The 26,702-nt window shown below is 63.4% G+C and carries 21 protein-coding genes; 11 read left to right on the top strand and 10 right to left on the bottom strand.

Translation table 11 applies throughout. From position 1 onward, the window contains the following. Positions 1–21: 21 nt before the first annotated feature. Positions 22–2,205: a primosomal protein N' gene (locus EJ079_RS08960; RefSeq protein WP_127808805.1), complete on the bottom strand. Its 2,184-nt coding sequence runs from the start codon at positions 2,203–2,205 to the stop codon at positions 22–24. Positions 2,206–2,295: 90 nt separating this feature from the next. Here EJ079_RS08960 and fsa point away from each other — a divergent pair, with 90 nt between their 5' ends. Beyond that, positions 2,296–2,952 carry a fructose-6-phosphate aldolase gene (gene fsa, locus EJ079_RS08955; RefSeq protein ID WP_127270489.1) on the top strand — a complete coding sequence of 219 codons (657 nt, stop codon included), beginning with the start codon at positions 2,296–2,298 and terminating at the stop codon, positions 2,950–2,952. Between the two features lie 77 nt (positions 2,953–3,029). Here the strand turns inward: fsa and EJ079_RS08950 are convergent, their stop codons facing one another. The 3 genes from EJ079_RS08950 to leuS all read right to left on the bottom strand — a co-directional run bounded on the left by EJ079_RS08950 (position 3,030) and on the right by leuS (position 9,205). Further along, positions 3,030–5,705 carry a DNA translocase FtsK gene (locus EJ079_RS08950; protein WP_127808804.1) on the bottom strand — a complete coding sequence of 892 codons (2,676 nt, stop codon included), beginning with the start codon at positions 5,703–5,705 and terminating at the stop codon, positions 3,030–3,032. Between the two features lie 310 nt (positions 5,706–6,015). Beyond that, positions 6,016–6,594: an LPS assembly lipoprotein LptE gene (lptE, locus tag EJ079_RS08945; protein WP_127808803.1), complete on the bottom strand. Its 579-nt coding sequence runs from the start codon at positions 6,592–6,594 to the stop codon at positions 6,016–6,018. Then, a complete protein-coding gene (leuS, locus tag EJ079_RS08940) occupies positions 6,581–9,205 on the bottom strand; it encodes a leucine--tRNA ligase (RefSeq protein ID WP_127808802.1) in 2,625 nt (874 codons plus the stop codon). The genes lptE and leuS overlap by 14 nt, the downstream gene beginning before the upstream one ends. Before the next feature lie 155 nt (positions 9,206–9,360). Between leuS and EJ079_RS08935 the strand changes: the two genes are divergently transcribed. The 3 genes from EJ079_RS08935 to EJ079_RS08925 all read left to right on the top strand — a co-directional run bounded on the left by EJ079_RS08935 (position 9,361) and on the right by EJ079_RS08925 (position 11,944). Then, positions 9,361–10,023 carry a YggS family pyridoxal phosphate-dependent enzyme gene (locus tag EJ079_RS08935; RefSeq protein WP_127808801.1) on the top strand — a complete coding sequence of 221 codons (663 nt, stop codon included), beginning with the start codon at positions 9,361–9,363 and terminating at the stop codon, positions 10,021–10,023. Between the two features lie 439 nt (positions 10,024–10,462). Continuing rightward, positions 10,463–10,717 carry a type II toxin-antitoxin system Phd/YefM family antitoxin gene (locus tag EJ079_RS08930; protein WP_127380713.1) on the top strand — a complete coding sequence of 85 codons (255 nt, stop codon included), beginning with the start codon at positions 10,463–10,465 and terminating at the stop codon, positions 10,715–10,717. Positions 10,718–10,894: 177 nt separating this feature from the next. Next, the gene (locus tag EJ079_RS08925) at positions 10,895–11,944 is read left to right on the top strand and encodes an aldo/keto reductase (protein WP_127808800.1); all 1,050 of its coding nucleotides are present in this window, start codon (positions 10,895–10,897) and stop codon (positions 11,942–11,944) included. Between the two features lie 44 nt (positions 11,945–11,988). Here the strand turns inward: EJ079_RS08925 and EJ079_RS08920 are convergent, their stop codons facing one another. Then, the gene (locus tag EJ079_RS08920; protein ID WP_127808799.1) at positions 11,989–12,897 is read right to left on the bottom strand and encodes a LysR substrate-binding domain-containing protein; all 909 of its coding nucleotides are present in this window, start codon (positions 12,895–12,897) and stop codon (positions 11,989–11,991) included. A 119-nt stretch (positions 12,898–13,016) separates the two neighbouring features. Between EJ079_RS08920 and EJ079_RS08915 the strand changes: the two genes are divergently transcribed. Both EJ079_RS08915 and EJ079_RS08910 read left to right on the top strand, forming a co-directional pair. Continuing rightward, positions 13,017–14,198 carry an MFS transporter gene (locus EJ079_RS08915; protein ID WP_127808798.1) on the top strand — a complete coding sequence of 394 codons (1,182 nt, stop codon included), beginning with the start codon at positions 13,017–13,019 and terminating at the stop codon, positions 14,196–14,198. A gap of 52 nt (positions 14,199–14,250) precedes the next feature. Then, positions 14,251–15,285, top strand: coding sequence for an aldo/keto reductase (locus EJ079_RS08910; RefSeq protein WP_127808797.1), 1,035 nt, complete (start codon positions 14,251–14,253; stop codon positions 15,283–15,285). Positions 15,286–15,429: 144 nt separating this feature from the next. On the opposite strand, the gene EJ079_RS08905 is transcribed toward EJ079_RS08910, so the two are convergent. After that, positions 15,430–15,702, bottom strand: a complete 273-nt coding sequence (locus EJ079_RS08905) for an usg protein (protein WP_013529022.1) — start codon at positions 15,700–15,702, stop codon at positions 15,430–15,432. Positions 15,703–16,004: 302 nt separating this feature from the next. Between EJ079_RS08905 and acs the strand changes: the two genes are divergently transcribed. Further along, positions 16,005–17,960 carry an acetate--CoA ligase gene (gene acs / locus EJ079_RS08900; protein ID WP_127808796.1) on the top strand — a complete coding sequence of 652 codons (1,956 nt, stop codon included), beginning with the start codon at positions 16,005–16,007 and terminating at the stop codon, positions 17,958–17,960. Next, a complete protein-coding gene (locus tag EJ079_RS08895; protein ID WP_127808795.1) occupies positions 17,960–18,703 on the top strand; it encodes an MOSC domain-containing protein in 744 nt (247 codons plus the stop codon). Before acs ends, EJ079_RS08895 begins: the two co-directional genes overlap by 1 nt. Before the next feature lies 1 nt (position 18,704). Here EJ079_RS08895 and EJ079_RS08890 read toward each other — a convergent pair whose 3' ends face one another. From EJ079_RS08890 to EJ079_RS08880, 3 genes are all read right to left on the bottom strand, one after another. After that, entirely contained in the window at positions 18,705–19,973 is a 1,269-nt protein-coding gene (locus EJ079_RS08890) for a cyclopropane-fatty-acyl-phospholipid synthase family protein (RefSeq protein ID WP_127397484.1), read from the bottom strand. A 360-nt stretch (positions 19,974–20,333) separates the two neighbouring features. Beyond that, positions 20,334–21,809, bottom strand: a complete 1,476-nt coding sequence (locus EJ079_RS08885) for a pilus assembly protein (RefSeq protein ID WP_127808794.1) — start codon at positions 21,807–21,809, stop codon at positions 20,334–20,336. A gap of 340 nt (positions 21,810–22,149) precedes the next feature. Then, a complete protein-coding gene (locus tag EJ079_RS08880; RefSeq protein WP_127397486.1) occupies positions 22,150–23,019 on the bottom strand; it encodes a transglutaminase family protein in 870 nt (289 codons plus the stop codon). Positions 23,020–23,190: 171 nt separating this feature from the next. Here EJ079_RS08880 and EJ079_RS08875 point away from each other — a divergent pair, with 171 nt between their 5' ends. Beyond that, on the top strand, positions 23,191–23,856 hold the full coding sequence (locus EJ079_RS08875; protein WP_127301864.1) for an HAD-IA family hydrolase: 666 nt from the start codon (positions 23,191–23,193) through the stop codon (positions 23,854–23,856). 7 nt (positions 23,857–23,863) lie between these two features. On the opposite strand, the gene EJ079_RS08870 is transcribed toward EJ079_RS08875, so the two are convergent. Further along, complete coding sequence (locus EJ079_RS08870) at positions 23,864–24,085, bottom strand: DUF1674 domain-containing protein (protein WP_127808793.1); 222 nt, start codon at positions 24,083–24,085, stop codon at positions 23,864–23,866. Between the two features lie 119 nt (positions 24,086–24,204). Between EJ079_RS08870 and htpX the strand changes: the two genes are divergently transcribed. Next, a complete protein-coding gene (htpX, locus tag EJ079_RS08865) occupies positions 24,205–25,221 on the top strand; it encodes a zinc metalloprotease HtpX (RefSeq protein ID WP_127808792.1) in 1,017 nt (338 codons plus the stop codon). Continuing rightward, the gene (locus EJ079_RS08860) at positions 25,179–26,606 is read left to right on the top strand and encodes an RsmB/NOP family class I SAM-dependent RNA methyltransferase (RefSeq protein ID WP_127808791.1); all 1,428 of its coding nucleotides are present in this window, start codon (positions 25,179–25,181) and stop codon (positions 26,604–26,606) included. The genes htpX and EJ079_RS08860 overlap by 43 nt, the downstream gene beginning before the upstream one ends. Positions 26,607–26,702: the final 96 nt, after the last annotated feature.

The following is a 26,702-nucleotide window of genomic DNA, read 5'->3' as shown; positions in this document are numbered from 1 at the left end:
CCTATCGCTGAAAGCGCGACCTTACAAAAAGCTCTGCGGGTCGATGTCGACCTGCACCCTGACCGAGCCGCGCTGCTTCGGCCCGTCGGCAAGCATCGCGCGAATAAAACCTTGCATGTCGGCGCGCCGTTCGCCCTGGATCAGCAGGCGGAAGCGGTGGCGGCCGCCGAGCAGGGACAGCGGCGCCTCCGCCGGCCCCAGCACGAACAGATCGGTCGCCTCGGGCGCGGCGCGGCGCAGGCCGCGTGCATGGCCCTCGGCTTCTGCCCGTGTCACCGCGCTGACGATGACGCCGGCGAGCCGGCCGAAAGGCGGCAGGGCAGCCCGTTCGCGCTCGGCAATCTCGCGCTCGTAAAAAGCCTCGGCGTCGCCGGAGACGATTGCCCGCATCACCGGATGCTCGGGCTGAAAAGTCTGCAGCAGGCCAAGGCTCTTCTTGCCGGTGCGGCCGGCTCGCCCGGTGACCTGGCTGAGCAGCTGGAACGTGCGCTCTGCGGCGCGCGGATCGCCATTGGCAAGTCCGAGATCGGCATCGACGACGCCGACCAAAGTCATGTTGGGAAAATTGTGGCCCTTGGCGACGAGCTGCGTGCCGATGACGATGTCGGCCTGGCCATCGGCGATCGCCTCCAGCTCCAGCCGCAGCCGCCGCACGCCGCCCATCAGGTCCGACGACAAAACGATGGTGCGCGCGTCGGGAAAATGCGTAACGACCTCTTCGGCGATCCGCTCGACGCCCGGTCCGCAGGCGACCAGATGATCCAGCGTGCCGCATTCCGGGCAGGCCTCGGGGCGGCGCTCATTGTGCCCGCAATGATGGCAGACCAGTTGGCCGCGAAACCGGTGCTCGACCAGCCAGGCCGAGCAGACCGGGCAGCCGAAGCGGTGGCCACAAACCCGGCACAGCGTCAGCGGCGCATAGCCGCGCCGATTGAGGAACAGCAGCGACTGCTCCTGCCTCTCCAGCGTCTGGCGCATCTGGTCGAGCAGCACCGGCGACAGGAAACCGCCACGCGCCGGCGGCGCGCGCCGCATGTCGACCGCCTTCAGGTGCGGAAGCGCCGCCTCGGCGAAGCGAGCGGAAAGCACCGCTCTGTTATATTTACCTTGGCTGGCATTGACCCGGCTTTCGACCGACGGCGTCGCCGACGCCAGCACCACCGGAAAGCTGCCGATATGGCCGCGCACCACGGCCATATCACGCGCATTGTAGAAGACGCGGTCCTCCTGCTTGTAGGCAGGGTCGTGCTCCTCGTCGACGACGATCAGGCCGAGCTCCTTGAACGGCAGGAACAGCGCCGAGCGCGCGCCGGCGACGACCCGCACACCGCCCTCCGCCACTTGCCGCCAAACCCGCTCGCGCATCCGCGGCGGCAGGTCGGAATGCCATTCGCCCGGCTTGGCGCCGAAGCGCTGCTGGAAGCGCTCGAGAAAGGCATGCGTCAGCGCGATTTCCGGCAGCAGGATCAGCACCTGCCTGCCCTGGTCGAGCGCAGCCGCCACCGCCTCGAAATAGACCTCGGTCTTACCCGATCCGGTGACGCCGTCGAGCAGCGCGACGTTGAACACGCCGGCTGCGACATTGGCGCGCAGCATCTGCGCCGCGGCGCTCTGGTCCGGCATCAGTTCCGGAATGGCGTAGCCGGGATCGGGCGCGGCCACCACCGGGCGCGGCGGGATCATCACGGTCTCGAACACGCCTTGCGCCCTCAGGCCGTCAATCACTGTCGACGACACGCCGGCGGCGTGAGCGAGGCCGGAGCGCGTCCAGGCAAGGCCGCCTTCGGCCGTCTCCAGCACACGCTGCCTGGCCCCCGTCATCCGGTCGGGTGCGAGAAGCGTGCGCTGCAGCCCTTCGATCCACGGTTCGGGGTCGAAAGCCTCCGGCGCCCTGAGCAGCATGCGCGCCACCATGCCCGGAGGCGACAGCGTGTACTGCGCCACCCAGTCGACGAAACGGCGCATCGCTCGGTCGATCGGCGGGCAGTCGAAGACCTGTTCGATGGGGCGCAGCTTTTTCGCGTCGACCTTCTCGACCGCGCCGTCCCAGACGATGCCGGCGACCTGCCGCGGCCCGAGCGGCACGCGCACGATCGAGCCCGGCACCACGCGCATGCCGGCCGGCACGGCATAGGTGTAGGGGCGTTCGGCGGGCATCGGCACCAGCACCGGTGCGGCTGCGACAAAGGGCGAATCTTCGATCATGAGGCGTGACCTTGCCCTGACTTTGGTCTAGATCAAAGGCCGACCCCGAATGTGCATGACATGCACATGAAAATCTTCAGGAGACCCGCCATGAAATTTTTTGTCGACACAGCCGACGTCAAGGATATCCGTGAGCTGAACGATCTGGGGCTGCTCGACGGCGTCACCACCAATCCGTCGCTGATCCTCAAATCCGGCGGCAAGATCGCCGACGTCACCAAAGAGATTTGCGACATCGTCAAGGGTCCGGTCTCGGCTGAAGTCACCGCCACTGAATATTCCGAGATGATGCAGCAGGCCAAGGTTCTGGCCAAGATCGCCGACAATGTCTGCATCAAGGTGCCGCTGACGCTGGACGGTCTCAAGGCCTGCAAGACGATCCGCACCGAGATGAACCGCCTGGTCAACGTCACGCTGTGCTTTTCGGCCAACCAGGCGCTGCTGGCGGCCAAGGCCGGTGCCTCGTTCATCTCGCCCTTCGTCGGCCGCGTCGACGACATCGGCATCGACGGCATGGAGCTGATCCAGGAGATCAGGCAGATCTACGACAATTACGATTTCCAGACTGAGATCCTCGTCGCTTCGGTGCGCACCGTGAACCACGTCAAGCAGGCGGCCCTCATCGGCGCCGATGTCGTGACCGCCCCCCCGGCGACCCTGAAGGCGCTGGTCAAGCACCCGCTGACCGACAAGGGCCTGGAACAGTTCCTCGCCGACTGGGCAAAGACCGGCCAGAAGATCGGCTGAAGCCGCACCACTTTCAACTGAAAAAGGCCGGGTGACCGGCCTTTTTTAATGTGCTTCAGGCGCCAAGGGTCCGCCGCTCAGTCCGCACTGTCATCGTCAGGCGCGGTCGCCTGCTGGCGCCGTCCCATGATGATTTCGCGTTTGCCGACATGGTTGGGTGCGCCGACCAATCCTTCCTTTTCCATGCGCTCGACCAGGGATGCGGCGCGGTTGTAGCCGATGCCCAGGCGCCGCTGGATGTAGGACGTCGAACACTTCTTGTCGCGCACCACCACCTTGACCGCCTCGTCGTAGATGGCATCGCTGTCTTCGGCTGCAACGGATCCCTTGTCGAAGACCGCCTGGTCGTCTTCGATTTCTTCCTCATCCTCGTCGGCTGTCACGGTTTCCAGATATTCTGGGCGGCCCTGCGCCTTCAGATGCGCCACGACATGCTCGACCTCCGCGTCGGAAACAAAGGGCCCGTGCACGCGCGAAATGCGCCCGCCACCCATCATGTGCAGCATGTCGCCCTGGCCAAGCAGCTGTTCGGCCCCCTGTTCGCCCAGGATGGTGCGGCTGTCGATCTTGGATGTCACCTGGAAGGAAATCCGGGTCGGAAAATTGGCCTTGATCGTGCCGGTGATGACATCGACCGAGGGGCGCTGCGTCGCCATGATCAGATGAATGCCGGCCGCGCGCGCCATCTGCGCCAGACGCTGGATGGCGCCTTCGATCTCCTTGCCGGCAACCATCATCAGGTCAGCCATCTCATCGACGATGACGACGATGTAGGGCATCGGCGCAAGGTCGATTTCCTGCTGTTCGAAAAGCGGCTCGCCGGTGCCTTTTTCGAAGCCGGTCTGCACGGTCATGACAACCGTCTCGCCCTTGTCGCGGGCAGTGGCGGCGCGCTCATTGTAGCCATCGATGTTGCGCACACCGAGCCGCGCCATCTTGCGATAACGGTCCTCCATTTCGCGCACGGCCCATTTTAACGCCGTGACGGCTTTTTTGGGGTCCGTGACGACGGGCGTCAGAAGATGCGGGATGCCGTCATAGACGGAGAGTTCGAGCATCTTGGGATCGACCATGATCAGCCGGCATTCTTCCGGCTTCAGCCGGTAGAGCAGCGACAGGATCATGGTGTTGATGGCAACCGACTTGCCGGAGCCGGTGGTTCCGGCCACCAGCAGATGCGGCATTTTCGCCAGCTCGGCGATAACAGGCTCACCGCCGATCGTCTTGCCGAGACAAAGCGCCAGCTTACAGCTGGTCTTGCGGAAGCCTTCCGATTCGATCAGCTCGCGGAAATAGACGGTTTCGCGGGTCTCGTTGGGAAGCTCGATGCCGATGACGTTGCGGCCAGGCACGACGGCGACGCGCGCCGAAATCGCAGACATGGAGCGGGCGATGTCATCGGCAAGCCCGATGACACGCGAGGATTTGACGCCCGGCGCCGGCTCGAACTCATAAAGCGTGACCACCGGGCCTGGGCGAACATGAATGATTTCGCCACGCACGCCGAAGTCCTCGAGCACGCTTTCCAGCAGATCGGCGTTCTGCTCGAGCCGCTCCTGCGACATGTAGAAGCCTTGTCCCTCCGGAGGCTGCTGCAACAGCTCTTCCGAGGGAAGCTCATAGGGATCGCCCGCGGTTGACAGCACGACCTTTCCAGCCCCAGGCAAGCGCGCAGAGCGGGCGGCAACGGCCCTGGCAGGGACGTTCACAATTGGCGCGGCCGACGCGGAAACGGCGTCGCTTTTGGCGGCTGGGATTGCGACAGGCTGGACCGGCGACGGCGCATCGCTCGCCGGCACGCCGGGTTGGGCCACGGCCTGGTTCGAATTGGCCGGACAAGCATCCGGCAACGGCTTCAAGGCTTGGCCCGGAAGGCAGTCGATGACACGAAACAATGCGGTGGCATCGGTCCCTGGGCGAATATCGATCGGCGTAGTGGTGACTGGCGCCACGGCGAGCGGCGCAGGCGACGCTGGACTGGTCTGCCGGGCCGGCGACGAAACGTCGACCAGATAGGGTGCCATGGCCTCGAAGAAGGCATGATCCGAAAGATATGGCCAGCGCAACCTTTCGGAAGTGGTCGTTTTGGCGCCCGGAGCAACGGACGCGCGCGCGGATGCCCGTGCCATAGCGACCGTCCTCGGCGGCATCGGCGCAACGGCTGGCACCTTCTCCCTGGCGCGCCCCGCGGCAACAAAAGCAGCAGCCGGCGGCAGTGGCCCTTGCGTGGCGTGGCCGGCCAGCGGCTGGGAAGCAGGGCTTTTCACCGAAGCCGGCAATGCCAGGAGCGAAGGCGCGGAGGACGCCCCTTTGATCATGGATTGCGCAACGGCTTGCTCTGCTGGGCGCGTCGCGGCGTGTTCGACAACACGCTCGTGCTGCGGACGATGCTTCCTGGCCTCATAGTCCGGCGTGCGTGTAAAACGCACGTTGGGTGCAAGGAAGAAATATTCCTGCCAGGCAGGGCTCTCGATATCGCCGATTTTCGAAAGCGTGTCGTCCGAGCCACCCCGCGGCTCCATATAGGGCCGCTTGTTGCCACCGAGATCGACCACCGGCACTGAATAACCGGCCTGGCGTGTGGCGGGCTGCCGGCCGCCCGGCTCCTTGCGAGCCGGACGATCAAGGTCGCCTGCCGCAGAAGAACCTCGCTGACCACCCCTGTCGCCGATGCTCTCGGAGCGCTTCCCCTCGGGATCATCAGGCGATGCGGCCGTCGATAAATTGACCCGGGAAAAACGCTTGGCTTCCATTCTCAAGACTCACTCTGAAATGTCTGCCGAGCAATAGGGAGCGAGTGGTTAACAGTTGCTTCCCGGATGGATCGCCGACCATCCTGGGCACCAAAATCTTCGTGGTAATCTGCGAGCGACACGGCACGATCGTCGTCTCGCCGCTTCCACGCCGGTGGCGCGATCTACTCGCCGTGCCGCAGCAGCTCGATGGGTATCTTCGGACAATCCCTGTTCGGAATCTGGCTCTGTTCGAGAATCTGGTCATGATCCCGCGATCACCCCATCATGCCTGGGGCGCCGGACCGTTTCCGTGAAGCGATGAGGTGCGCTAGCCGGTCTTGCCGTGCCGGACAAGGTCCTGGGCAATGGACAGCTGCAGCGCTTCCGCCAACTCTCGCGCAGCGCGATTCTCGGCGTCGATCTGCGCCCGGTATGCGGCGAATTCCTGACGCGGCCTGTCGAAGGACGAGGTGATCGAACGCTTGCCGGATGCGATCACCACGCCGGTCTTCGCATCGGCCAGCGTATAGCTGCCGGTCAGCGTCACGGAACCGGCGGTCGGTTCGTCTTCATCCGTTCCGACCTGCACGAGTGCCGCGGACTCGACCGCTTCGGTCACGCCGAGATTGAGCGAATAGACCGGCGAGGCCGGCTCGCCGGAGCCTCGTCCAAACCCGAAAATCAGATTGTTGCGCACCTGTTGGCCGTAACGCGTATTGACCGGCTTGATGCCGATCAACGCCAGTTCCGCACTGGCACTGGCCTGCGAACCCGACAGTGGCGCGCTCGAATAGAGCGGCCGCACCGTGCAGGCCGAGACAAGCGCGAGCGAACCTATCAGGCCGGCAAGCGCAATGCGGCGCAGCAAATGGTTCAACTCTGTCTTTTCCCGATCAGGCAACGACATTGACGATCCTCTGCGGCACGATGATCACCTTGCGCGGAGCCTTACCTTCAAGTGCTTTCTGCACGAAGTCGAGAGCCAATACCGCTTTTTCGACCGCACCTTGGTCCGCGTCGCGGGCAATTGTCAAATCCCCCCGCTTCTTGCCGTTGACCTGTACCGGATAGGTGACTTCGATGTCGACGACCAGCGCCGGATCGAAGACCGGCCAGGGCCGTTCGGCAACGAGATCGGTGCCGCCAAGCGTCGCCCAGCACTCCTCGGCCAGATGCGGCATGATCGGCGCGATCAGATGCACGAGAATCTCCACCGCCTGCCGACAGGCGCCTTTCAGCGCTGCATCGGCCTTGCCTTCGGCCACCTCGTTGAGCGGCGTGGTCAGCGCGTTGGCCAGTTCGTAGATGCGGGCGATGGCGCGGTTGAAAGCGAGCTTCTCGATATCCTCTCCGACCGCCTTCAGGATCTTGTGCGCGGCCTTGGAAACCAATGCGGCCTCGCCGCTGCTGGCCGCCACGGGCTTGATGCCGGCCAGTGTTTCGGCGGCCGTCGACACCAGGCGCCAGATGCGCTGGATGAAACGATGCGCACCGGCGGCGCCATCGTCGGTCCACTCGACATCGCGCTCGGGAGGAGAATCGGACAGCATGAACCAGCGCGCCGTATCGGCGCCGTAGCCATCGGTGATGTCTTCCGGGCTAACCGTGTTCTTTTTCGATTTCGACATCTTTTCCAGCGGGCCGATGGTGACGGCCTCGCCGGTGGCGATGTCGATGGCGCTGCGCTTGCCGTCGACGTCCTCCAGCCGAACTTCGGTGGGCGCCAGCCAGCGGCCATTCGATGCCGAGCCGACGCGATAGGTTTCGTGCACCACCATGCCTTGCGTGAACAGGCCCTTGAACGGCTCGGCCAGATCGACATGGCCGGCCTCGCGCATGGCGCGGGTGAAGAAGCGCGAATAGAGCAGATGCAGGATCGCGTGCTCGATCCCGCCAATATACTGGTCGACCGGCAGCCATTCGTTGGCCGCCTTGGGATCGGTCGGTTCATGCGCCCACGGCGCGGTGAAGCGGGCAAAGTACCACGACGAATCGACGAACGTGTCCATCGTGTCGGTTTCGCGCCGCGCATCCCTGCCGCATTGCGGACATTTCACATGGCGCCATGTCGGATGCCGGTCGAGCGGATTGCCCGGGCGATCGAAATCGACATCGTCGGGCAGCTTCACCGGCAGGTCCACCTTCGGCACCGGCACCACGCCGCAAGCCTCGCAATGGATCATCGGGATCGGGCAGCCCCAGTAGCGCTGGCGCGAAATGCCCCAGTCGCGCAGGCGGAAATTCACCTTGCGCTCGGCCATCGGCCGGTTGCCGATGGTCTTCTGCTCCAGCAGTTTGGCGACTTCGTCGAAAGCCTGATCCGGCTTCATGCCGTCGAGAAAGCGCGAATTGATCATCACGCCGTTATCGACATAGGCTTCGTCGATGATCTGGAACGTCGCCGGATTCTCGCCTTCCGGCATCACCACCGGAATCACCGGCAGGCCGTATTTGTTGGCGAAGTCGAGGTCGCGCTGGTCGCCGGACGGACAGCCGAAAATGGCGCCGGTGCCGTATTCCATCAGCACGAAATTGGCGACATAGACCGGCAGCGTCCAGTTGTCGTCAAACGGATGGACGACGCGGAGGCCGGTGTCGAAACCCTTCTTCTCAGCTGTCTCCAGCGCCGCCACCGAGGTGCCCATATGGCCTATATCGTCGATGAACTTCGCCAGCGCCGGATTGTGCGCAGCGGCCTTCTTGGCCAACGGATGATCGGCGGCGACAGCCATGAAGGAAGCGCCGAAGATGGTGTCGGGCCTTGTCGTATAGACTTCCAGCTCATGCTCGCCATCAGAGGCGTCGGCCAGAGGCCAACGGATCAGCAGGCCTTCCGAGCGGCCGATCCAGTTCTGCTGCATCAGCTTCACTTTTTCCGGCCATTCGTCGAGGCCGTCGAGCGAATCCAGCAGATCCTGCGCGAAATCGGTGATCTTGAAGAACCACTGCGTCAGTTCGCGCTGTTCGACCAGCGCGCCCGAGCGCCAGCCGCGCCCGTCGATGACCTGCTCGTTGGCGAGCACCGTCATGTCCTCCGGATCCCAGTTGACCTTGGAGGATTTGCGCGTCACCAGCCCCTTCTCGACAAAATCGAGGAACAGCATCTGCTGGCGGTGGTAATAGTCGACGTCACAGGTGGCGAATTCGCGCGCCCAGTCCAGCGACAGCCCCATAACCTTGAGCTGCTCGCGCATGGTGGCGATGTTCTGGTAGGTCCATTCCTTGGGATGGACCTTGTTCTGCATCGCCGCGTTTTCGGCCGGCATGCCGAAGGCGTCCCAGCCCATCGGGTGCAGCACGTTGAAACCCTTGGCCCGCTTGTAGCGCGCCACCACGTCGCCCATCGTGTAATTGCGGGTATGACCGATATGGATGCGCCCCGACGGATAGGGGAACATCTCCAGCACGTAGTATTTCGGGCGCGGATCGTCATTGTGCGCTTCGAACAGCTTCTTGGCGTCCCAGGCCTTCTGCCATTTGGGCTCTGACGCGCGCGGATTGTATCGTTCGGTTGCCATGGGGCGTTTTTCACTTAAAAGCATGCGCGAACTGCGGGCGACGGCTCGGCAGTTCAGGGAATGTGGTCCGGGTGTTCACCATGGTTTGGCAAACCCGTCAACCATATGGGTATCGCGTCTGACAAAAACGCCGGTCAAAACAGCAGGATTTGTATATGGGCGATGCCGTTCAGCAGTTTTTCGCGGTCAAGGCGAAGATCGACGCCGCCGAGCGCGAGGCCGGCCGCGAAACCGGCGCCGTGACGCTGGTCGCAGTCTCAAAGACCTTTGACGCTGCCGACATCGGCCCGGTCATCGAGGCCGGCCAGCGCGTCTTCGGCGAAAACCGGGTGCAGGAGGCGCAAGCCAAATGGCCTGACCTGAAGGACGCATTTCCCGACATCGAACTGCATCTGATCGGCCCGCTGCAATCCAACAAGGCTAGGGAAGCGGTAGCGCTGTTCGACGTCATCGAGACGGTCGATCGCGAGAAGATCGCCGTCGAACTCGCCAAGGAGATCGCCAAACAGGGCCGTGCGCCAAAGCTCTATGTCCAGGTCAACACCGGCTCCGAGCCGCAGAAGGCAGGCATCGAGCCACGCGAGGCAGTGGCGTTCGTCACCCGCTGCCGCGAGGTGCATGGCCTCGCCATCGAGGGCCTGATGTGCATCCCGCCGGCCGACGAGAACCCCGGCCCCCACTTCGCCCTGCTGGAAAAGCTTGGGCAAGAGGTCGGCGTCGCCAGACTGTCGATGGGCATGTCCGGCGATTATGAGACCGCGATCGCCTTCGGCGCCACCAGCGTCCGCGTCGGTTCGGCGATCTTCGGCAGCCGATAGTTCCGATGCACAGACCGGTCTCTAGTCGCTAAATTCCAACATATTCGATTGGCTGCAGGCCACCACACCTTCGTCATCCTAGGGCGGAGCGACGCGAAGCGGAGCGCAGACCCTAGGATCCATGCCGTGACGACAAGGAAAATGCAGCGGTGCAGAATTCTGTTCCGCTGCATTCTTCGGCAGATGTCGCGGCATGGATCCTCGGGTCTGCGCTGCGTCGCTGCGCTCCTTGCTCCGCCCGTGGATGACGACGAGAGAGATGTTTAGGCCAATCCCCGATGGTTTGCGATCTGCCGCCGAAAGAGGCTATAGATTCTCGCTGCCAATAGCTTCCAACCCATGTCCGGAACTGGCGAACACATCTGTTCGAGCGGAAACCCTGCCATGCTTCAACGGCATCTGGTATATGACTAGCGAAGCCATCTAGCGAGTAGTGCCCTTGAACTGGCATCTTAAGGACGCGAAGAACAATCTGTCGAAACTCGTACGGCAGGCGCGGGAACAAGGGCCACAAACCATCACGGTGCGCGGAAAGCCAACTGCTGTCGTACTCTCCCCCGAGGACTACGACCGACTGGTCGGCGCAACACCTTCGCTTGCGGAATATCTTCTCTCAGGTCCCGTGTGGGATGACGACTTCGTCGAGGAGGTCAATCGCCGCCCGAAGACGAAGATCCGAGTTATAGACTTATAATCCGCATACTCATGCGAACCTCGTTCGGTGAATGCAGCGGGCGCTTTTCTGATGGCGGCATTAGATGCGGTGAGGGGTTATAGGCCAACTCGGCGGGCTCGTTGAGCCAGCAATTGGAAACGAAACGTACCGTTCCTATTTGCTTTGCGTCATCACAAACTCTCTGGAGCCGCCATCATGCGCTACAACCAGCTTGGAAATACGGGGATGTTCGTCTCCGAACTGTGCCTCGGCACCATGACCTTCGGCGCCGCCGGTCAGAATGCCCAATGGGGCCTGATCGCCAGCCTCGACCAGAAGGGGGTCAACGAGATCGTTGCCCATTCGCTCGCCGCCGGCGTCAATTTCTTCGATACGGCCGACGTCTACTCCTTTGGCGAATCCGAACGGCTGCTCGGCCAGTCGCTCAGGGATCTCGGTGTGAACAGGCAGAACGTGGTCATCGCCACCAAGGCGCATGGCGCCATGGGCGAAGGCCCCAACCAGCGCGGCTCGTCACGCGGCCACATCATGGACTCGGTCGATGCCAGCTTGGAGCGGCTGCAGCTCGACCATATCGATCTTTACCAGCTGCACGGCACCGACACCGTGACGCCGATCGACGAAACGCTGCGGGCGCTCGACGATCTCGTTGCCAGCGGCAAGGTTCGCTATGTCGGCGTCTCCAACTGGGCGGCATGGCGCATCGCCAAGGCGCTCGGTATCGCCGAGCGCAAGGGCTTTGCCCGTTTCGAGACCGTCCAGTCCTATTATTCGATCGCCGGCCGCGACCTCGAGCGCGAGATCGTGCCGCTGCTCAACGAAGAGAAGCTCGGCCTGATGGTGTGGTCGCCGATGGCCGGTGGCCTGCTCTCCGGCAAATACGGCCCCGGCGCGCCCGGCAATGGCGAAGGCCGCCGCGCGTCCTTCAACTTCCCGCCGGTCAATGAGGACCGTGCCTGGGCGGCCGTTGCCGTCATGCGCGAAATCGCCAAAAAGCATGATGTCAGCGTCGCCACGGTGGCGCTCGGCTATGTCCTGGCCAAGCCCTTCGTGATGAGCGTCATCATCGGCGCCAGCCGCATGGAGCAGCTGGAGCAGAACCTTGCCGCGACTGAAGTGAAGCTCGACAGCGACGATCTGCTTCGTCTCGACGAGGTCAGCGCCCTGCCATCCGAATATCCCGGCTGGATGCTGGAGCGCCAGGCAGCGGGCCGCCGCCCCGCGCCGTTCATGCCGAAAGCATAAATACAGCCCACGCTGACATCCCGGGAGCCGTGGCTCCCGGGATGTCAGCTCAGCCGGACGCTCTCTCCCAGAAAATCGAGAAAGGCACGCACCCGCGCCGGCAGATGCCGGCCCTGGCCGACATAGACGGCGTGGGTGGGCTCCTCGTCGCCGGGATTGAATGCCTCCAGCAGCGGCACCAGCCGGCCGGCCGCGATGTCTTCCGCCACATGCCAGCGAGCCAGCCGGGCGATGCCCGCGCCGGCCAGCGCCATCAGCCGCATCGCCTCGCCATCGCTGACCAGCGTGTTGCCGGTGATGGGAACCATGATGGCGCGGCCGTCCGCGTCGAGGAACGGCCAGCCATCGAGATGCCTGACGAACCCGAAGCCCATGCGGTTATGCCTGTCGAGATCGGCTGGCGTCAGCGGCATGCCCTGCGTCTCGAGGTAGGAAGGTGCTGCAACGACCACCACAGGGCTTTGCCCGAGCTTGCGCGCCACCAGCCGTGACTCACTCAGCGGCCCGGCACGGATAGCGACATCGGCGCGTTCCGCCATCAGGTCGATGACGCTGTCGGTCAGCACCAGATCGACTGAAATCTCGGGGTAGCGTTCGAGGAAGCGTGGCAGAAGCGGGATCAGCCGGTGTACTCCGAAGGGCACGTAGCTGTTGACGCGCAAGCGCCCGCGCGGTGAAGCACCCGCCGCTGCCTCCTGCTCGGCCGCCGCCATGTCGGCGAGGATGCGCAGGCCGCTCTCGTAGAACGCGGTACCTTCCGGCGTCAGTTGCAGCTTTCGCGTCGAGCGGCTGACCAGCCGCGCGCCAAGCCGGGCCTCCAGCCGCGCGATCAGCTTGCTCACCGCCGAAGGCGTCATGCGCAACGCGCGTGCGGCAGAGGAAAAACTGCCTTCCTCGACGACGCGCACGAACACTTCGATCTCGCCGGAGCGATTGATGTCGGGCCTGGCCATTTATGAATCTATTTCACAGAAAATGTGCCCGAGGCAAGTCTGGTTCACAATGCCGGGAAGCACGATCTCAGGGCTCGGGGCGCGGGACGGCGCTCGTCGTCATCGAAGTGGAAACCGCCATGCCTCTTGCTCTCTATGCGCTTGCCGCCGGTGCCTTCGGCATCGGCGTCACCGAATTCGTCATCATGGGTCTGCTGCTTGACGTCAGCAAGGATCTCGGCGTTTCGATCACGGCCGCCGGCCAGCTCATTTCGGGCTATGCGCTCGGCGTCGTCATCGGCGCGCCCCTGCTGACTATCGCCACCGGCAACTGGCCACGCAAGACCGTGCTTCTGGCGCTGATGGCGATCTTCACGCTCGGCAATCTCGCCTGTGCGCTGGCGCCGGACTACTGGACGCTGATGGGCGCCCGCATCATCACCGCCTTTGCCCACGGCACCTTCTTCGGCGTCGGCTCTGTCGTCGCCACCGGGCTGGTCGCACCCAACAGACAAGCCTCGGCGATCGCGCTGATGTTCACCGGCCTGACCATCGCCAACATCCTCGGCGTGCCCTTCGGCACCTGGCTCGGCCAGGCCTTCGGCTGGCGGGCGACCTTCTGGGCGGTGACAGTGGTCGGTGTGGCGGCCTTCGCCGTCATCCTGGCTCTGGTGCCACGCAGCCGGACGGCGCCCGAAAAGAGCGACCTGCGCGCCGATCTCGCCGTTTTGCGCCGCACCCCCGTCCTGCTCGGTCTCGCCACCACCGTGCTCGGCTATGCCGGTGTCTTCGCCGTCTTCACTTATATCGCTCCGTTGCTGACCGAGATCAGCGGCTTCAAGGAAGCGGCCGTATCGCCGATCCTGCTCGTCTTCGGTGGCGGCCTCATTGCCGGCAATTTGCTTGGCGGCAAGGTCGCCGACCGCTGGCTGGTGCCGGCCGTGCTGGGCAGTCTCGTGGTACTGGCCCTGGTGCTTGCCACCATGACCTTCGCCATCCACAGCCAGGTGATGGCCGTGATCTATGTCGGCCTGCTCGGTGCCGCGGCCTTTGCCACCGTGGCGCCGCTGCAGATGTGGGTGCTGGACAAGGCGCAAGGTGCCGGCCAGAGCCTCGCCTCGTCCTTCAACATCGCCGCTTTCAATCTCGGCAACGCCGCAGGCGCCTGGCTTGGTGGCGCGGTGATTGCCAATGGTCTTGGCCTGGGCTCCCTGACCTGGGTCGCCGCGCTGCTGCCGCTCACCGCGCTCGGCGTGGCGGGCCTGGCGCTGCGTCTCGATCGCACCGCCACGCTCGGCGAGCCTGCCCCCATCCGGTCATGACCGTCCTCTGCAAACCCGCTTTCGACACCCTTCATTCCACAGGAGTAAAAAGATGGACTATCGACGTCTCGGTGCATCGGGCCTGAAAGTGCCCGCACTCTCATTCGGCGCGGGAACCTTTGGCGGTTCCGGCCCGCTGTTCGGCGCCTGGGGCAACAGCGATGCCAGGGAAGCGCGGCGGCTGATCGACATTTGCCTGGAGGCCGGCGTCAATCTGTTCGATACTGCCGACGTCTATTCGAACGGCGCCTCGGAAGAGGTGCTTGGCGAAGCGATAAAAGGCCGCCGCGATGCCGTCCTGATATCGACCAAGACCGCGCTGCCTATGGGCGACGGCCCCGCTGACTATGGCTCTTCCCGGTCGCGGTTGATCAAGTCGGTGGACGCCGCGCTGAAGCGCCTCGGCACTGACTATATCGACCTGTTGCAGCTGCACGCTTTCGATGCCGGGACGCCGATCGAGGAGGTCTTGTCGACGCTGGACGAACTCGTGCGCGCCGGCAAGCTGCGCTATGTCGGCGTCTCCAATTTCTCCGGCTGGCAAGTGATGAAGTCGTTGGCGCAAGCCGACAGTCAAGGCTATCCGCGCTATGTCGCGCATCAGGTCTACTATTCGCTGGTCGGCCGCGACTATGAATGGGAGCTGATGCCGCTCGGCCTCGACCAGGGCGTTGGCGCGCTCGTGTGGAGCCCGCTTGGCTGGGGCCGCCTGACCGGCAAGATCCGCCGTGGCCAGCCCTTGCCGGAAAAGAGCCGGCTGCACGACACGGCAAGCTTCGGACCGCCGGTGGAGGACGAGCATCTCTATCGGGTGATGGATGCGCTCGATGCGGTGGCGCAGGAAACCGGCAAGACCGTGCCGCAGATCGCAATCAACTGGCTCCTGCAGCGCCCGACCGTGTCGTCGGTCATCATCGGCGCCCGCAACGAGGAGCAGTTGCGCCAGAACCTCGGCGCCGTCGGCTGGACCTTGACGCCGGAGCAGATCGGGAAACTCGACGCCGCAAGCGAAGTCACCGCGCCCTACCCGTACTTCCCGTATCGGCGGCAGGAAGGCTTTGCCCGGCTCAACCCGCCGGCTGTGTGAGCGGCTGACTTGGCGGAAACGCTTGCAGTTGGCCGCCGTCTCACAGGTTCGTCATCCTAGGGCGAAGCAGGAGCGCAGCTCCGTGGCGGAGACCCTAGGATGACGAAGCGATGGGCGTTTCCGCCAATCACTGGCTACTTGTTCTCAGTGCAGCACGAACTCACCATCCACCTTGCGCCATTCATTCGGCGCGATCAGCTTCTGGTGGGTGTAGCTGATCGAATGCAGCGGCCCGTCCAGCTTGGCCTTCCAGAATTCGATGAACTTGATCAGCACCGGAAACTTCGGCGCCAGATCGTAGTCCTGCCAGATGAAGCTCTGCAGCAGATGCGGGTGATCGGGAAAGTGATAAAGAATCTTGGCCGTGGTCAAGCCATAGCCTTTGAGCATCAGGTCCATTTCGGCATGGTCGCGCATTACGGTCCCCAGGTTGATTCGCCTGTCCTCCCACGGCTGATTGTGCGCGCCGCTGATTAATCGTCTATTGATTTTTTCTTCATCTGAACCGGCTTTAGCATGCGAAAACATGCAGTTAGCAGCGCACTTGGCCGAGTGCTGACAGCCTCGGGAAAGCCACCTGCGGCATCCCGCCGCGCGAATCCAACGTCTAATGTTGCCGTAACGGCGGAACTGGTAATAATGCCGCCGAATTCGCGGCCCTGTCGCTGCGATCCCGCCGGCATTTCAAGCCGGCGATTGGTTCGGGAGGAAAGTCAGGAATGTCCGAGGTTCATGTCCATCGCGTCCAGCCGGCGTGGACGAAAAACGCGCTGATCGACAATGACACCTACCTGAAATGGTATGCCGACAGCGTCAAGAACCCGGACAAATTCTGGGGCAAGCACGGCAAGCGCATCGACTGGTTCAAGCCCTTCAGCAAGGTCAAGAACACCTCCTTCGACGGCAAGGTCTCGATCAAATGGTTCGAGGACGGACTGACCAACGTTTCCTACAACTGCATCGACCGGCACCTGAAGAAGCGCGGCAACCAGACCGCCATCATCTGGGAAGGCGACAATCCCTACGATGACAAGAAGGTCACCTATAACGAGCTCTACGAGCATGTCTGCCGGCTCGCCAATGTGATGAAGAAACACGGCGTCAAGAAAGGCGACCGCGTCACCATCTACATGCCGATGATCCCGGAAGCCGCCTATGCGATGCTGGCCTGCACGCGTATCGGCGCCGTCCATTCGATCGTCTTCGGCGGTTTCTCGCCGGATGCGCTGGCCGGCCGCATCGACGACTGCAAGTCGACCTTCGTCATCACGGCCGATGAAGGCCTGCGCGGCGGCAAGCCGATCCCTTTGAAGGAAAACACCGACAAGGCGATCGAGATCGCCGCGAAAGCCGGGACGAAAGTCGAAAAGGTGGTGGTCGTGCGCCGCACCGGCGGCAAGACCGGCTGGGTTTCAGGCCGCGACGTCTGGTACCACGACGAGGTCGCGACGGTGAAAGCCGAATGCAAGCCCGAGAAGATGAAGGCCGAGGACCCGCTGTTCATTCTCTACACGTCGGGTTCGACCGGCAAGCCGAAGGGCGTGCTGCACACCACCGCCGGCTATCTCGTCTACGTCTCGATGACCCACCAATATGTCTTCGATTACCATGACGGCGACATCTACTGGTGCACCGCCGATGTCGGCTGGGTCACCGGCCACAGCTACATCGTCTACGGCCCGCTCGCCAACGGCGCCACCACGCTGATGTTCGAAGGCGTGCCGAATTATCCGTCGCAGTCGCGCTTCTGGGAAGTCATCGACAAGCACAAGGTCAACATCTTCTACACCGCGCCGACGGCGCTGCGCGCGCTGATGGGCGCCGGCGACGCGCATGTCGCCAAGACATCGCGCAAGTCGCTGCGCGTACTGGGTTCGGTCGGCGAACCGATCAATCCGGAAGCCTGGGAGTGGTATTTCAACATCGTCGGCAACGGCAAGGTGCCGATCGTCGACACCTGGTGGCAGACCGAGACCGGCGGCATCCTGATCACGCCGCTGCCCGGCGCCACCGACCTCAAGGCGGGATCGGCGACGCGGCCCTTCTTCGGGGTCAAGCCGCAGCTGGTCGACGGCGAGGGCAAGGTTCTGGAAGGGGCGGCCGACGGCAATCTGTGCATCACCGATTCCTGGCCGGGCCAGATGCGCACCGTCTATGGCGACCACGACCGCTTCGTGCAGACCTATTTTTCGACCTATAAGGGCAAGTATTTCACCGGTGACGGCTGCCGCCGTGACGCCGACGGCTATTACTGGATCACCGGCCGCGTCGACGACGTCATCAACGTCTCCGGCCATCGCATGGGCACGGCCGAGGTCGAATCCGCACTGGTCAGCCACGACAAGGTTTCGGAAGCCGCCGTCGTCGGCTATCCGCACGACATCAAGGGACAGGGCATCTACTGCTACGTCACGCTGATGGCCGGCGAGCAGCCGAGCGAGGAGCTGCGCAAGGAGCTGGTCGCCCATGTCCGCAAGGAGATCGGCGCCATCGCTTCGCCCGACAAGCTCCAGTTCGCGCCCGGCCTTCCGAAGACGCGTTCCGGCAAGATCATGCGCCGCATCCTGCGTAAGATTGCCGAGGACGATTTTTCAGCGCTCGGCGATACCTCGACGCTCGCCGATCCGGCCGTCGTCGATGATTTGGTCGCCAACCGGCAAAACAAGAAGAGCTGATGCAGGCAGCGCTTGGCATTGTCAGTGAGCTTTGGCGCTATCCGGCGAGTTCGCTTGCCGGCGAGCGTCGCGAAACAATCTCGGTCGATATCGAGAGCATCGAGGGCGACCGTATGTTCGGCCTTGTCGACAAGTCCGACAATGAGATCGCCCGACCGGACCGCGACCCGAAATGGCACAAGGTGCCGCGCATCCGCACCCGGCTGTCGCCTGCCCTGGAACTCGAGATTGCCGTTCCCGAGGGCAACTGGCTGGCTGCGCCAAGTATCGAGAGCGACCGCGCAGTGTCGGCCTATCTCGGCTTCGAGGCCTCAATCCGGCCGTTTCGCCGCGAGAATGCCGCGCCTGGCTATTCCGGCCCGCTGACCGCGGAGCGCTACCGCAAGGCGCCCATCCATCTGTTGACCACCGCCTCGCTGGCACGCCTGAAGGCGTTGCATCCAGAGGGCGCCACCGACCCACGCCGCTTCCGCCCCAACATCGTCGTCGACATGGCGGCCATCGAAGGCTCGTTTCCCGAAACGGAATGGATCGGCCGCAAGCTGGCGATCGGCGACTTGGAGTTGACCATCTCCGAACCCTGCCGCCGCTGCGGTTTCACCATCATCGCCCAGGATGGCTTCGACCATGATCCGGCGATCCTGCGCAACCTGGTCCGCCATAACGCCCACAATCTCGGCGTCTATTGCACGGTCGACCGGCCGGCGCGCGTCGAAACCGGCGACGCGATGCGCTTCCTGTAAGCTATCGATACAGATCCGCCCGCGTCGGCGGCAGGCCGCTTGGACCACGCGCGCGCTTGGTCACGACGGTCTGGAAAATCTGCGCCGAGGCGCGTTCGAAGGTGATCGAACAGCCCGTCAGGTAAAGCAGCCATAGCCGTGCCTTGGCTTCGCCCACCTCGGCGATTGCCTCGTCGAACCTTTCGTGCAGCCGCTCCGCCCACAGTCTGCAGGTGCGGGCATAGTGCTCGCGCAGGTTCTCGACATCGTAGACGAGAAAACCATGCGCCTCGAGATTACCTGTTGTCATGCCGATCGTGTCGAGTTCGCCGCCGGGGAAGATGTATTTGAGCAGCGCCTTGTACTCCGGCCCCTTGCGCAGCGTCTTCTTCAATTCGCCCTTGCTGCGCCGGGTGATGGCGTGGTGCAGATAGATGCCGCCCGGCTTCAGCAGGCGATGAATGGTCTTGAAATAGGTGGCGTGGTTGGCGAGCCCGAGATGTTCGAACATGCCGATCGACGAGATCTTGTCGAACGAGCCGGTGAGTTCGGCATAGGATTTGATCTCGATGGTGATGCGGTCCTCCAGCCCTTCGGCGCGGATGCGTTCGCGGGCAAGATCGGTCTGCGCCTGCGACAGCGAGACACCGTGGCCGATAACACCATAGTTCTTCGCGGCATGGATGAGCATCGCTCCCCAGCCACAGCCGATGTCGAGCAGTCGTTCGCCAGGCTTCAGCCGGAGCTTGCGACAGATATGGTCGAGCTTGTCGATCTGTGCTTGATCGATGCCATTGGCGAAATCCTTGAAGTAGCCGCAGCTGTAGACCATGCGCTCGTCGAGGAAGAGCCGGTAGAAGGCGTTCGAAATGTCGTAGTGATGCTGGATCGCCTCCTGGCTCGAACCGCTGACATAAGGATTGCGCCCCGACAGATCGGTCCGCGCCGTCATCTGCTTGCGCGCCAAAAGCACGGAAGGCAGGTCGCGCAGGATCGCCATTTTCGGCAGCGATTTGAGCTTGGTTCTGAGCTTGCCTTGCGATGGCAGGGCGTAGAAGTCGAAAATCGTCCCGTCTTCGATGTCGATCGTTTTGGAAATCCACATCTCGATCAGCGTCGACAGGGACGGTCGCTTCACGATCTGCCAGACGATGTCCTGGTCGTTGATGGTGAGCACCGGACCCGTGGCGGGGCCGATCCGCTCTCCGGTCCATAGCCTGACGGCAAATCCCGGTTTCAATGTTTCGATCACCGTTCGAACGATGCGAGCGGCCTTTTCGGCTGCCTCCATGCGATTCCTCCGAATGCCGACCCCCGGAGCGGAAGTTTGCCCGGCCTGCCTGGCAACCGCAAGCCGGCTCGCACCAGGCCCGCCCGTAGGCTAATTTCAGACCCGCACCTTGTCTTTTGCTGCAATGCACCCCATCATGAGTATGTGTTCAACAAATCGAAAGGAGGTGATCCGATGTCGAGTGATTTCGTTTTCCAGAACGTGGCCTCAGCGGATTGCACTTTCGGGAAGCAGTCTTCCCGTTAAGGCGCGAAATGCGCGGCAGGTGACCCGATAGGTCGCCGCCATGGGCCGCGCCACGGACGGAAACACGGAAGGCCGCCGGCTTCGAAAGAAGCGGCGGCCTTTTCCGTTTGCGGACTACTGGGTCAATGCGACCTTTTCGGTGTTGCGAATGATCTCCTGAAAGGCATCGTCCAATTCGGCTCCGGTGGACACGTCGAAGAAATGCCTCTTGGCGGCGGAGGTATCCTTCGACGAACAGTCCTTCAGCACCGCCTTTGCCTGGTCCCGCTCGGTTGCCGACATGTCGTTGTCGTCCAGATCGAAGCCAATGGTGAAAATCTCGATGCCATCATTTTTCATGTTTTCGCACAGCGTTTCGGCGTTGCCGCGCGCAAGGTTGCCCTGGCTGTTGTACCTGTCCCCAGCCCCGGCGAAGGCGGTATTGAACTGGCCATCGGTCATCAGGATCGCGACCTTGGCGATCTTCTTCGGATCGGCATCCGAGGCGCCTTTGCCGAGACCGGCGTTCCTGATTGCAGTGCGCCATTGCGGCGACAGCATATAATAGGTCCACTGAATGGCGATCGCGCCGGCCGTGTAGCCATCGGCCTGGAAGTCCTCGATCGATTCAAGCAATGCATCGGAGTCGGCGGTCAGCGGGATCACTTCCGCATCAGGGCACCTGTTCATATCTCCGCCGAGATGATCGTCCCGGTTGACCAGGGCATAGTATTTCTTGCCGTTCCTGTCGGTGCGAACAGTGTCTGGGCCGTCGGCGCTCATATCCGCGTTGCCGTTCTTGTCCTTGCGCTCGGTGGCGCAATTGTCCGGGCGTGGCATCGCCGCGCCGACAATGGAGATGTAGTCGCTGAAGGACGGCAGCAGATTTTTGCCCGTCTTGGCGACGAGAAGCGGACTGCCGGCGACGGGTGGCAGCTCAGAGCTGCCTTGCTTCTCGGCATAGAGGTTTTCCGCCAGCTTGCCGGCGTTGACGCCAGACGCGTAAGGCACAATCGCTACGCGGATGCGGGGGTTCTGCGGATCCTGCTTCTGCAGCATCGTCAGAACAGCATTTTTTGCAGCAGCTTTCAGATCGCCGATCTTGTCGACCTTGCCGCGCTTGGCCATCGATCCCGTTATGTCCAGCATCATTGCCACTTCGACGGTCTTGTCCGAATAGAGCGCCGTTGTGGAAGCGGTGACGCGTTTCATGTCGCCCGTGCCAAAAATCGGAAAGTACAGCGCGACATCGATATGGGCGTCGGCCTGAACCGTCTTGGCAGTCCTGTTGACGATCAGCCTGTCGAGCACGATCTGGTCGGCCTGCAGAATGCCTGCTTGGCTGTTGGCGTCGAGAAAGGCCTGCACCGAATTGTCGGCATCGGCTTCCTTGATGACGCCGGTCGTCAGGTCGCGTGCCGTCGACGTGACCGCGGCGTCGACCACGCCTTGGAGGCTCGATCTGGCATTGTAGAGCTGCGATACGTTGACCGAGAAGCCCGCTGCCAGCGCCAAGACCGAGGCGCTAAGGCCGAACAGGACCGCGAAATTTCCACCGCGATCCCTGGCGAAGCCGCCGACCGCGTGAACAAGACCCCCGTAATTCCGCATCCTACAGCCTCCACTCGCCTCGGCCTCGTCGCCGCGGAAAGGGCAATGCAGGATTCCCGCCGGATGTCGCCTTGGCCTGGCGGAGAGCTCGCCTTCCAACAGCAAGTCGTTGTTTTTGTTGAGTTTTGGAACCCGCAAAGGTGAACGGTTGGTAAACGGGAACGCGCCGTGGCGCTCGCGTTTACCGGCCGCTTACCATGATCTGGCCCAAGGCATCGCGACGCCATCGACGGCGTCCTGTTGCGGCACAAGCTCACTGTGCCGAAGCGGACCATGTGTCCCGAAAGTTGCGCCTGGAAAGAACCTCGCTGCCACCCTGTCGCATCGGTAGGCGTCGCGATTACGCCAGCATCTGTGCGCTGACGGTCCTGTCGATGCCGTGGTAGGGCGGGTTGAACAGATTGCCTTCCTGTTCATAGGTCCACACCTTGAACAGGCTGAGCCGGTGGGGGCCGAAACTGTGCAGCAGCGGCACGTCGGTGGCGTCGCGGCCGCGGGCGATGACGATACGGCCGATTCTGGGCGTGTTGTGGCGAGGATCGAACGTGTACCATTTGCCGTCGAGGAACACTTCCAGCCACGCCGAGAAGTCCATCGGCGCCGGATCGGCTGGCACGCCGATATCGCCGAGATAGCCGTTCACGTAGCGTGCCGGAATATTCATGCAGCGGCAAAGCGCGATCGCCAGATGGGCGAAGTCACGGCAGACCCCGACGCGCTCCTCATGCGCCTGCGCCGCGGTGCGGGTCGAGCGCGCATAGCCATAGCCGAACGACAGCCGGTTGTGGACATAGTCGACGATCGCCTGCACGCGCGCCCAGCCGGACGGGATGTCACCGAAGAGCTGCCAGGCCAGGCTGCTCAGATGATCCGTCTCGCAATAGCGGCTGCCCAGGAGATAACCGAGAACTTCGTCGGGCAGATCCGCCACCGGCACTTCCCTGGCCAGGGTGTTTACCTCGTCCGTCTCGCCGCTGTCCTCTACGACCGCGTCGTACAGGATGCGAAAACCACCGGCGGGCGCTGTGAAGCGCCGGCAGGCATTGCCATGCAGATCGTGGTACAGTCTTGTCGGCACCGCGGGCGAGGTCAGCACCCGCGTCTGCCGCTTGATGTCGCCCTGCCTGTCCCGATGGATCTCGAGCACTGAAATCACCGGCGTGGCGGCTACGCATTCGATGGCGATTTCGTAGCCGAGCCGGATCAGCACCGTTGGTCCCCCTTCGATCGTTGTTGTGAGAAGCAGTCCTTCCCAAACGCCCGGAGGATATCGTGGTTCCCTGGGCCGATCGAAAAGCACGCCCCCGTGTCTTCCCCTGCCGCAGTCGAGACGTTAGGTTCGGCCACCCGACCAAGCGCCTCCCCGGACTCAAGGAAAATCATGTATTCAGGCAGAAAATTCGCGGCCTTCCTCTTCGACATGGACGGCACGCTCATCAATTCCATCGCCTCGGCGGAACGGGTGTGGAGCAATTGGGCTCTCCGCCAGGGGCTCGACGTCGCCGCCTTCCTGCCGACGATCCATGGCGTGCGCGCGATCGAGACCATCACCGGCCTGGCACTGCCGGGCGTCGACCCGGCATACGAGGCTGATCTGCTGCTGAAGGCCGAGGCGGCCGATCTCGATGGCATTATCCAGATCTCAGGCGCCGTGGCATTTCTCGATTCGCTGCCGCCCGAACGCTGGGCGATCGTAACCTCCGCCCCACGTGAGCTGGCGCTGTTGCGCATGAAGGCCGCCGGCATCCCCGTCCCGGCCATCATCGTCGCGGCGGAAGATGTCTCCCGCGGCAAGCCGGCGCCCGATTGCTTCCGGCTTGGCGCGGAACGGCTCGGCTTCGACGCGCGCGATTGCCTCGTCTTCGAGGATGCTCCAGCTGGCATCGCGGCAGCCGAAGCGGCGGGCGCGGCGGTCATGGTCATCAGCGCCACGCACAAGCACCCCTTGCCAACGCAACATGCCGCGATCGCAGGCTACGACATGGTCGGCATCACCGTCGACGAGCGTGGCTGGATCGCGCTCGAGCCGCAGCGCAACGCCGCCTAGGCGGCATCTAGAAATCGCTGGTGAGGCCCTTTACCTCCCAGTCGCCGTAGCGCCCTGGCTCCTTGCCGCCGCGGCCGCCGATCTCCTTCGGCAGCGCGGCCTCCTTTTCGCGGTAGTCTTCCCGCCGCGCTGCGGCCTCGGCCAACGCACGGCGTGCGGCCGGCGTTAGCTCTCTCTGCGATGCCGCTTCGACAGAAGCGGCGCCTGTTTTACTGATTTCGTCGGTCATGCGATAATCTCGGCAGATTGAGCCCAGTCAATTGAAACAGGAACTGGCGTTTCCCATCATATAGCCATGAACGCACGACGATCGACCCCTTTTCGGTGCCATTTCGACAGGAGCAGACGATGAACACCATCCGCACCGCCATGCTTCTTGCCGCGATGACGGCGCTGTTCATGGGCGTCGGCTTTTTGATCGGCGGAACCGGCGGCATGATGATCGCCTTCCTGTTCGCGGCCGGCACCAATCTGTTCAGCTACTGGAATGCCGACAAGATGGTGCTGTCGATGAACCGTGCCGTCGAGGTCGACGAAAGGAACGCGCCCGAATATTACGCCATCGTCCAGGCAATGGCCAAACAGGCCGGCCTGCCGATGCCGAAGACCTATCTGATCGACAACCCGCAGCCGAACGCCTTTGCCACCGGCCGCAACCCGCAGAACGCGGCGGTTGCTGCCTCCACCGGCCTGTTGCAGGCGCTGACGCCCGAGGAGGTCGCAGCCGTCATAGCGCACGAGCTCGCCCATGTGCAGCACCGCGACACGCTCACCATGACGATCGTCGCCACCTTTGCCGGTGCCATCTCGATGCTCGGCAATTTCGCCTTCTTTTTCAGTGGCAATCGCGACAACAATCCGTTCGGCTTTGTCGGCGTGCTGGCGGCGATGATCGTAGCGCCCTTTGCAGCGATGGTCGTGCAGATGGCGGTCAGCCGGACCCGCGAATACGAGGCCGACCGGCGTGGCGCTGAAATCTGTGGACACCCGCTCTGGCTGGCATCGGCGCTTGACAAGATCGCCCGCGGCGCCGAACGCATCCGCAACCCCGATGCCGAGCGCAATCCCGCGACCGCGCATCTCTTCATCATCAATCCCCTTCACGGCGAGCGCATGGACAGCCTGTTCTCCACCCACCCCGCCACTGAGAACCGCATCGCAGCCTTGCAGGCGATGGCGCAGCAGATGCAAGGCGAAACCCAGGCCGCCCCGCGCCAGGCGTCGACGCCACGGCAGGCAGATCAACCGCGGCCATCCGGCCCGTGGGGCGAGGCAGCGCAGCCCGAGCAGCCGGCGGAGCCCGCCAAGCCCAAATCCAACCCATGGGGTCGCAATCCGACCGGGCCCAAGGGCCGGTGGTCGTGAGCGTGGCGGACAGAGGACCTCGACGCACGGTTTCAGGCGATCAGGAACACAGGGACGGCGGCGACTTCGTTGCCGGCCTCGCCGCACGCAAGGCGGCGGCGCGCCTGCTTGCCGCCGTCATCGACGCCAGGACCCCGCTTGATGGGCTGACCGATCACGAAAACGGCCACCCGCAATACAAGGCGCTCGATTTGCGCGATCGCGGCCTTGTCCGCGCCATCCTGGTCACCGCGCTGCGCTACCGCATGACCATATCGGGGCTGCTGGCGCGGCGCCTGGAAAAGCCGCTGCCACCCAATGCCACCGCTTTGTCGCACATATTGCATGTGGCGGCGGCACAGATCCTGTTCCTCGATATTCCCGACAGCGCCGCCGTCGACATTGCGGTGACCCATGCCAAGTCCGATCCGCGCACGGTGCGCTTCTCCGGCCTCGTCAATGGTGTGCTGCGCACACTGGCACGTGCCAAGGAAACAGAATTGCCTGCCGCCCTTGCCGCCACCGACGAAGCGCCCAAATGGTTTTCCGATCGGCTGAAGACCACCTACGGCAACGAGAAGGCCGGACAGATCCTCGAAGCGCATCGCGTTGAGGCGCCGGTCGACTTCTCGGTCAAGGCCGATCCCGGTCTCTGGGCCGAAAAACTCGGCGGCATCGTCCTGCCGACCGGCACGGTGCGGGTCGAGAATCTTGTCGGTCCTGTCACTGAATTGCCTGGCTTTGCCGAGGGCGCCTGGTGGGTCCAGGACGCCGCGGCCAGCCTGCCCGCCCGGCTGTTCGGCGATGTCACGGGATTGCGGGTTGCCGATCTCTGCGCCGCGCCCGGCGGCAAGACCGCGCAGCTGATCGTTGCCGGCGCGAAGGTCACCGCCGTCGACACCTCGAAGAACCGGCTCGTGCGGCTGACGCAGAATCTCGACCGTCTCGGCCTATCCGCCGAAATCGTTCAGGCCGACCTGCTCAAATACGAGCCGAAGGACTTGTTCGACGCCGTGCTCCTCGACGCGCCCTGCTCATCGACCGGCACGGTGCGGCGGCATCCCGACGTGCCATGGACCAAGACTTCGGCCGATGTCGAAAAACTGGCCGACCTGCAACGCAGGCTGCTCGCCCGCGCCGTCACGCTGGTGAAGCCCGGCGGCAGGATCGTCTTTTCCAACTGTTCGCTCGATCCGCTCGAAGGCGAGGATCTCTATCACGCCTTTCTGGCCGGCACGCCTGAAGTCGCCAACGATCCGCTGCGGCAAGGCGAGATCGCCGGCATCGATCCGTTCCTGACGCCGCAAGGCACGCTGCGCACCACGCCCGCCGACCTGGAGCTCGGCGCGCCGGAACGCTCGGGCCTCGACGGTTTCTTCGCCGCTCGCATGCGGCGAGCCGGCTAGCGATTGAATTGCCCGGATTTACTGACTTTTAGGGGTAGGATCGGGGGCAAAGCCAGGTGAACCGGCGTGGGGTCGTGGAATTCGCCTTCGCACGAA

The sequence above is a fragment of the Mesorhizobium sp. M7A.F.Ce.TU.012.03.2.1 genome (genome assembly GCF_004006095.1).
GTDB lineage: Bacteria > Pseudomonadota > Alphaproteobacteria > Rhizobiales > Rhizobiaceae > Mesorhizobium.
The sequence above is the reverse complement of the archived record's forward strand: the minus strand, read 5'-3'. Positions and strand labels throughout refer to the sequence as shown.

Bases quoted from the DNA above. Each gene is read 5' to 3' on its own strand.
- EJ079_RS08960 (WP_127808805.1), bottom strand. From the start codon at position 2,205: ATGATCGAAGATTCGCCCTTTGTCGCAGCCGCACCGGTGCTGGTGCCG.
- fsa (WP_127270489.1), top strand. From the start codon at position 2,296: ATGAAATTTTTTGTCGACACAGCCGACGTCAAGGATATCCGTGAGCTG.
- EJ079_RS08950 (WP_127808804.1), bottom strand. From the start codon at position 5,705: ATGGAAGCCAAGCGTTTTTCCCGGGTCAATTTATCGACGGCCGCATCG.
- lptE (WP_127808803.1), bottom strand. From the start codon at position 6,594: ATGTCGTTGCCTGATCGGGAAAAGACAGAGTTGAACCATTTGCTGCGC.
- leuS (WP_127808802.1), bottom strand. From the start codon at position 9,205: ATGGCAACCGAACGATACAATCCGCGCGCGTCAGAGCCCAAATGGCAG.
- EJ079_RS08935 (WP_127808801.1), top strand. From the start codon at position 9,361: ATGGGCGATGCCGTTCAGCAGTTTTTCGCGGTCAAGGCGAAGATCGAC.
- EJ079_RS08925 (WP_127808800.1), top strand. From the start codon at position 10,895: ATGCGCTACAACCAGCTTGGAAATACGGGGATGTTCGTCTCCGAACTG.
- EJ079_RS08920 (WP_127808799.1), bottom strand. From the start codon at position 12,897: ATGGCCAGGCCCGACATCAATCGCTCCGGCGAGATCGAAGTGTTCGTG.
- EJ079_RS08915 (WP_127808798.1), top strand. From the start codon at position 13,017: ATGCCTCTTGCTCTCTATGCGCTTGCCGCCGGTGCCTTCGGCATCGGC.
- EJ079_RS08910 (WP_127808797.1), top strand. From the start codon at position 14,251: ATGGACTATCGACGTCTCGGTGCATCGGGCCTGAAAGTGCCCGCACTC.
- EJ079_RS08905 (WP_013529022.1), bottom strand. From the start codon at position 15,702: ATGCGCGACCATGCCGAAATGGACCTGATGCTCAAAGGCTATGGCTTG.
- acs (WP_127808796.1), top strand. From the start codon at position 16,005: ATGTCCGAGGTTCATGTCCATCGCGTCCAGCCGGCGTGGACGAAAAAC.
- EJ079_RS08895 (WP_127808795.1), top strand. From the start codon at position 17,960: ATGCAGGCAGCGCTTGGCATTGTCAGTGAGCTTTGGCGCTATCCGGCG.
- EJ079_RS08890 (WP_127397484.1), bottom strand. From the start codon at position 19,973: ATGGAGGCAGCCGAAAAGGCCGCTCGCATCGTTCGAACGGTGATCGAA.
- EJ079_RS08885 (WP_127808794.1), bottom strand. From the start codon at position 21,809: ATGCGGAATTACGGGGGTCTTGTTCACGCGGTCGGCGGCTTCGCCAGG.
- EJ079_RS08875 (WP_127301864.1), top strand. From the start codon at position 23,191: ATGTATTCAGGCAGAAAATTCGCGGCCTTCCTCTTCGACATGGACGGC.
- EJ079_RS08870 (WP_127808793.1), bottom strand. From the start codon at position 24,085: ATGACCGACGAAATCAGTAAAACAGGCGCCGCTTCTGTCGAAGCGGCA.
- htpX (WP_127808792.1), top strand. From the start codon at position 24,205: ATGAACACCATCCGCACCGCCATGCTTCTTGCCGCGATGACGGCGCTG.
- EJ079_RS08860 (WP_127808791.1), top strand. From the start codon at position 25,179: ATGGGGTCGCAATCCGACCGGGCCCAAGGGCCGGTGGTCGTGAGCGTG.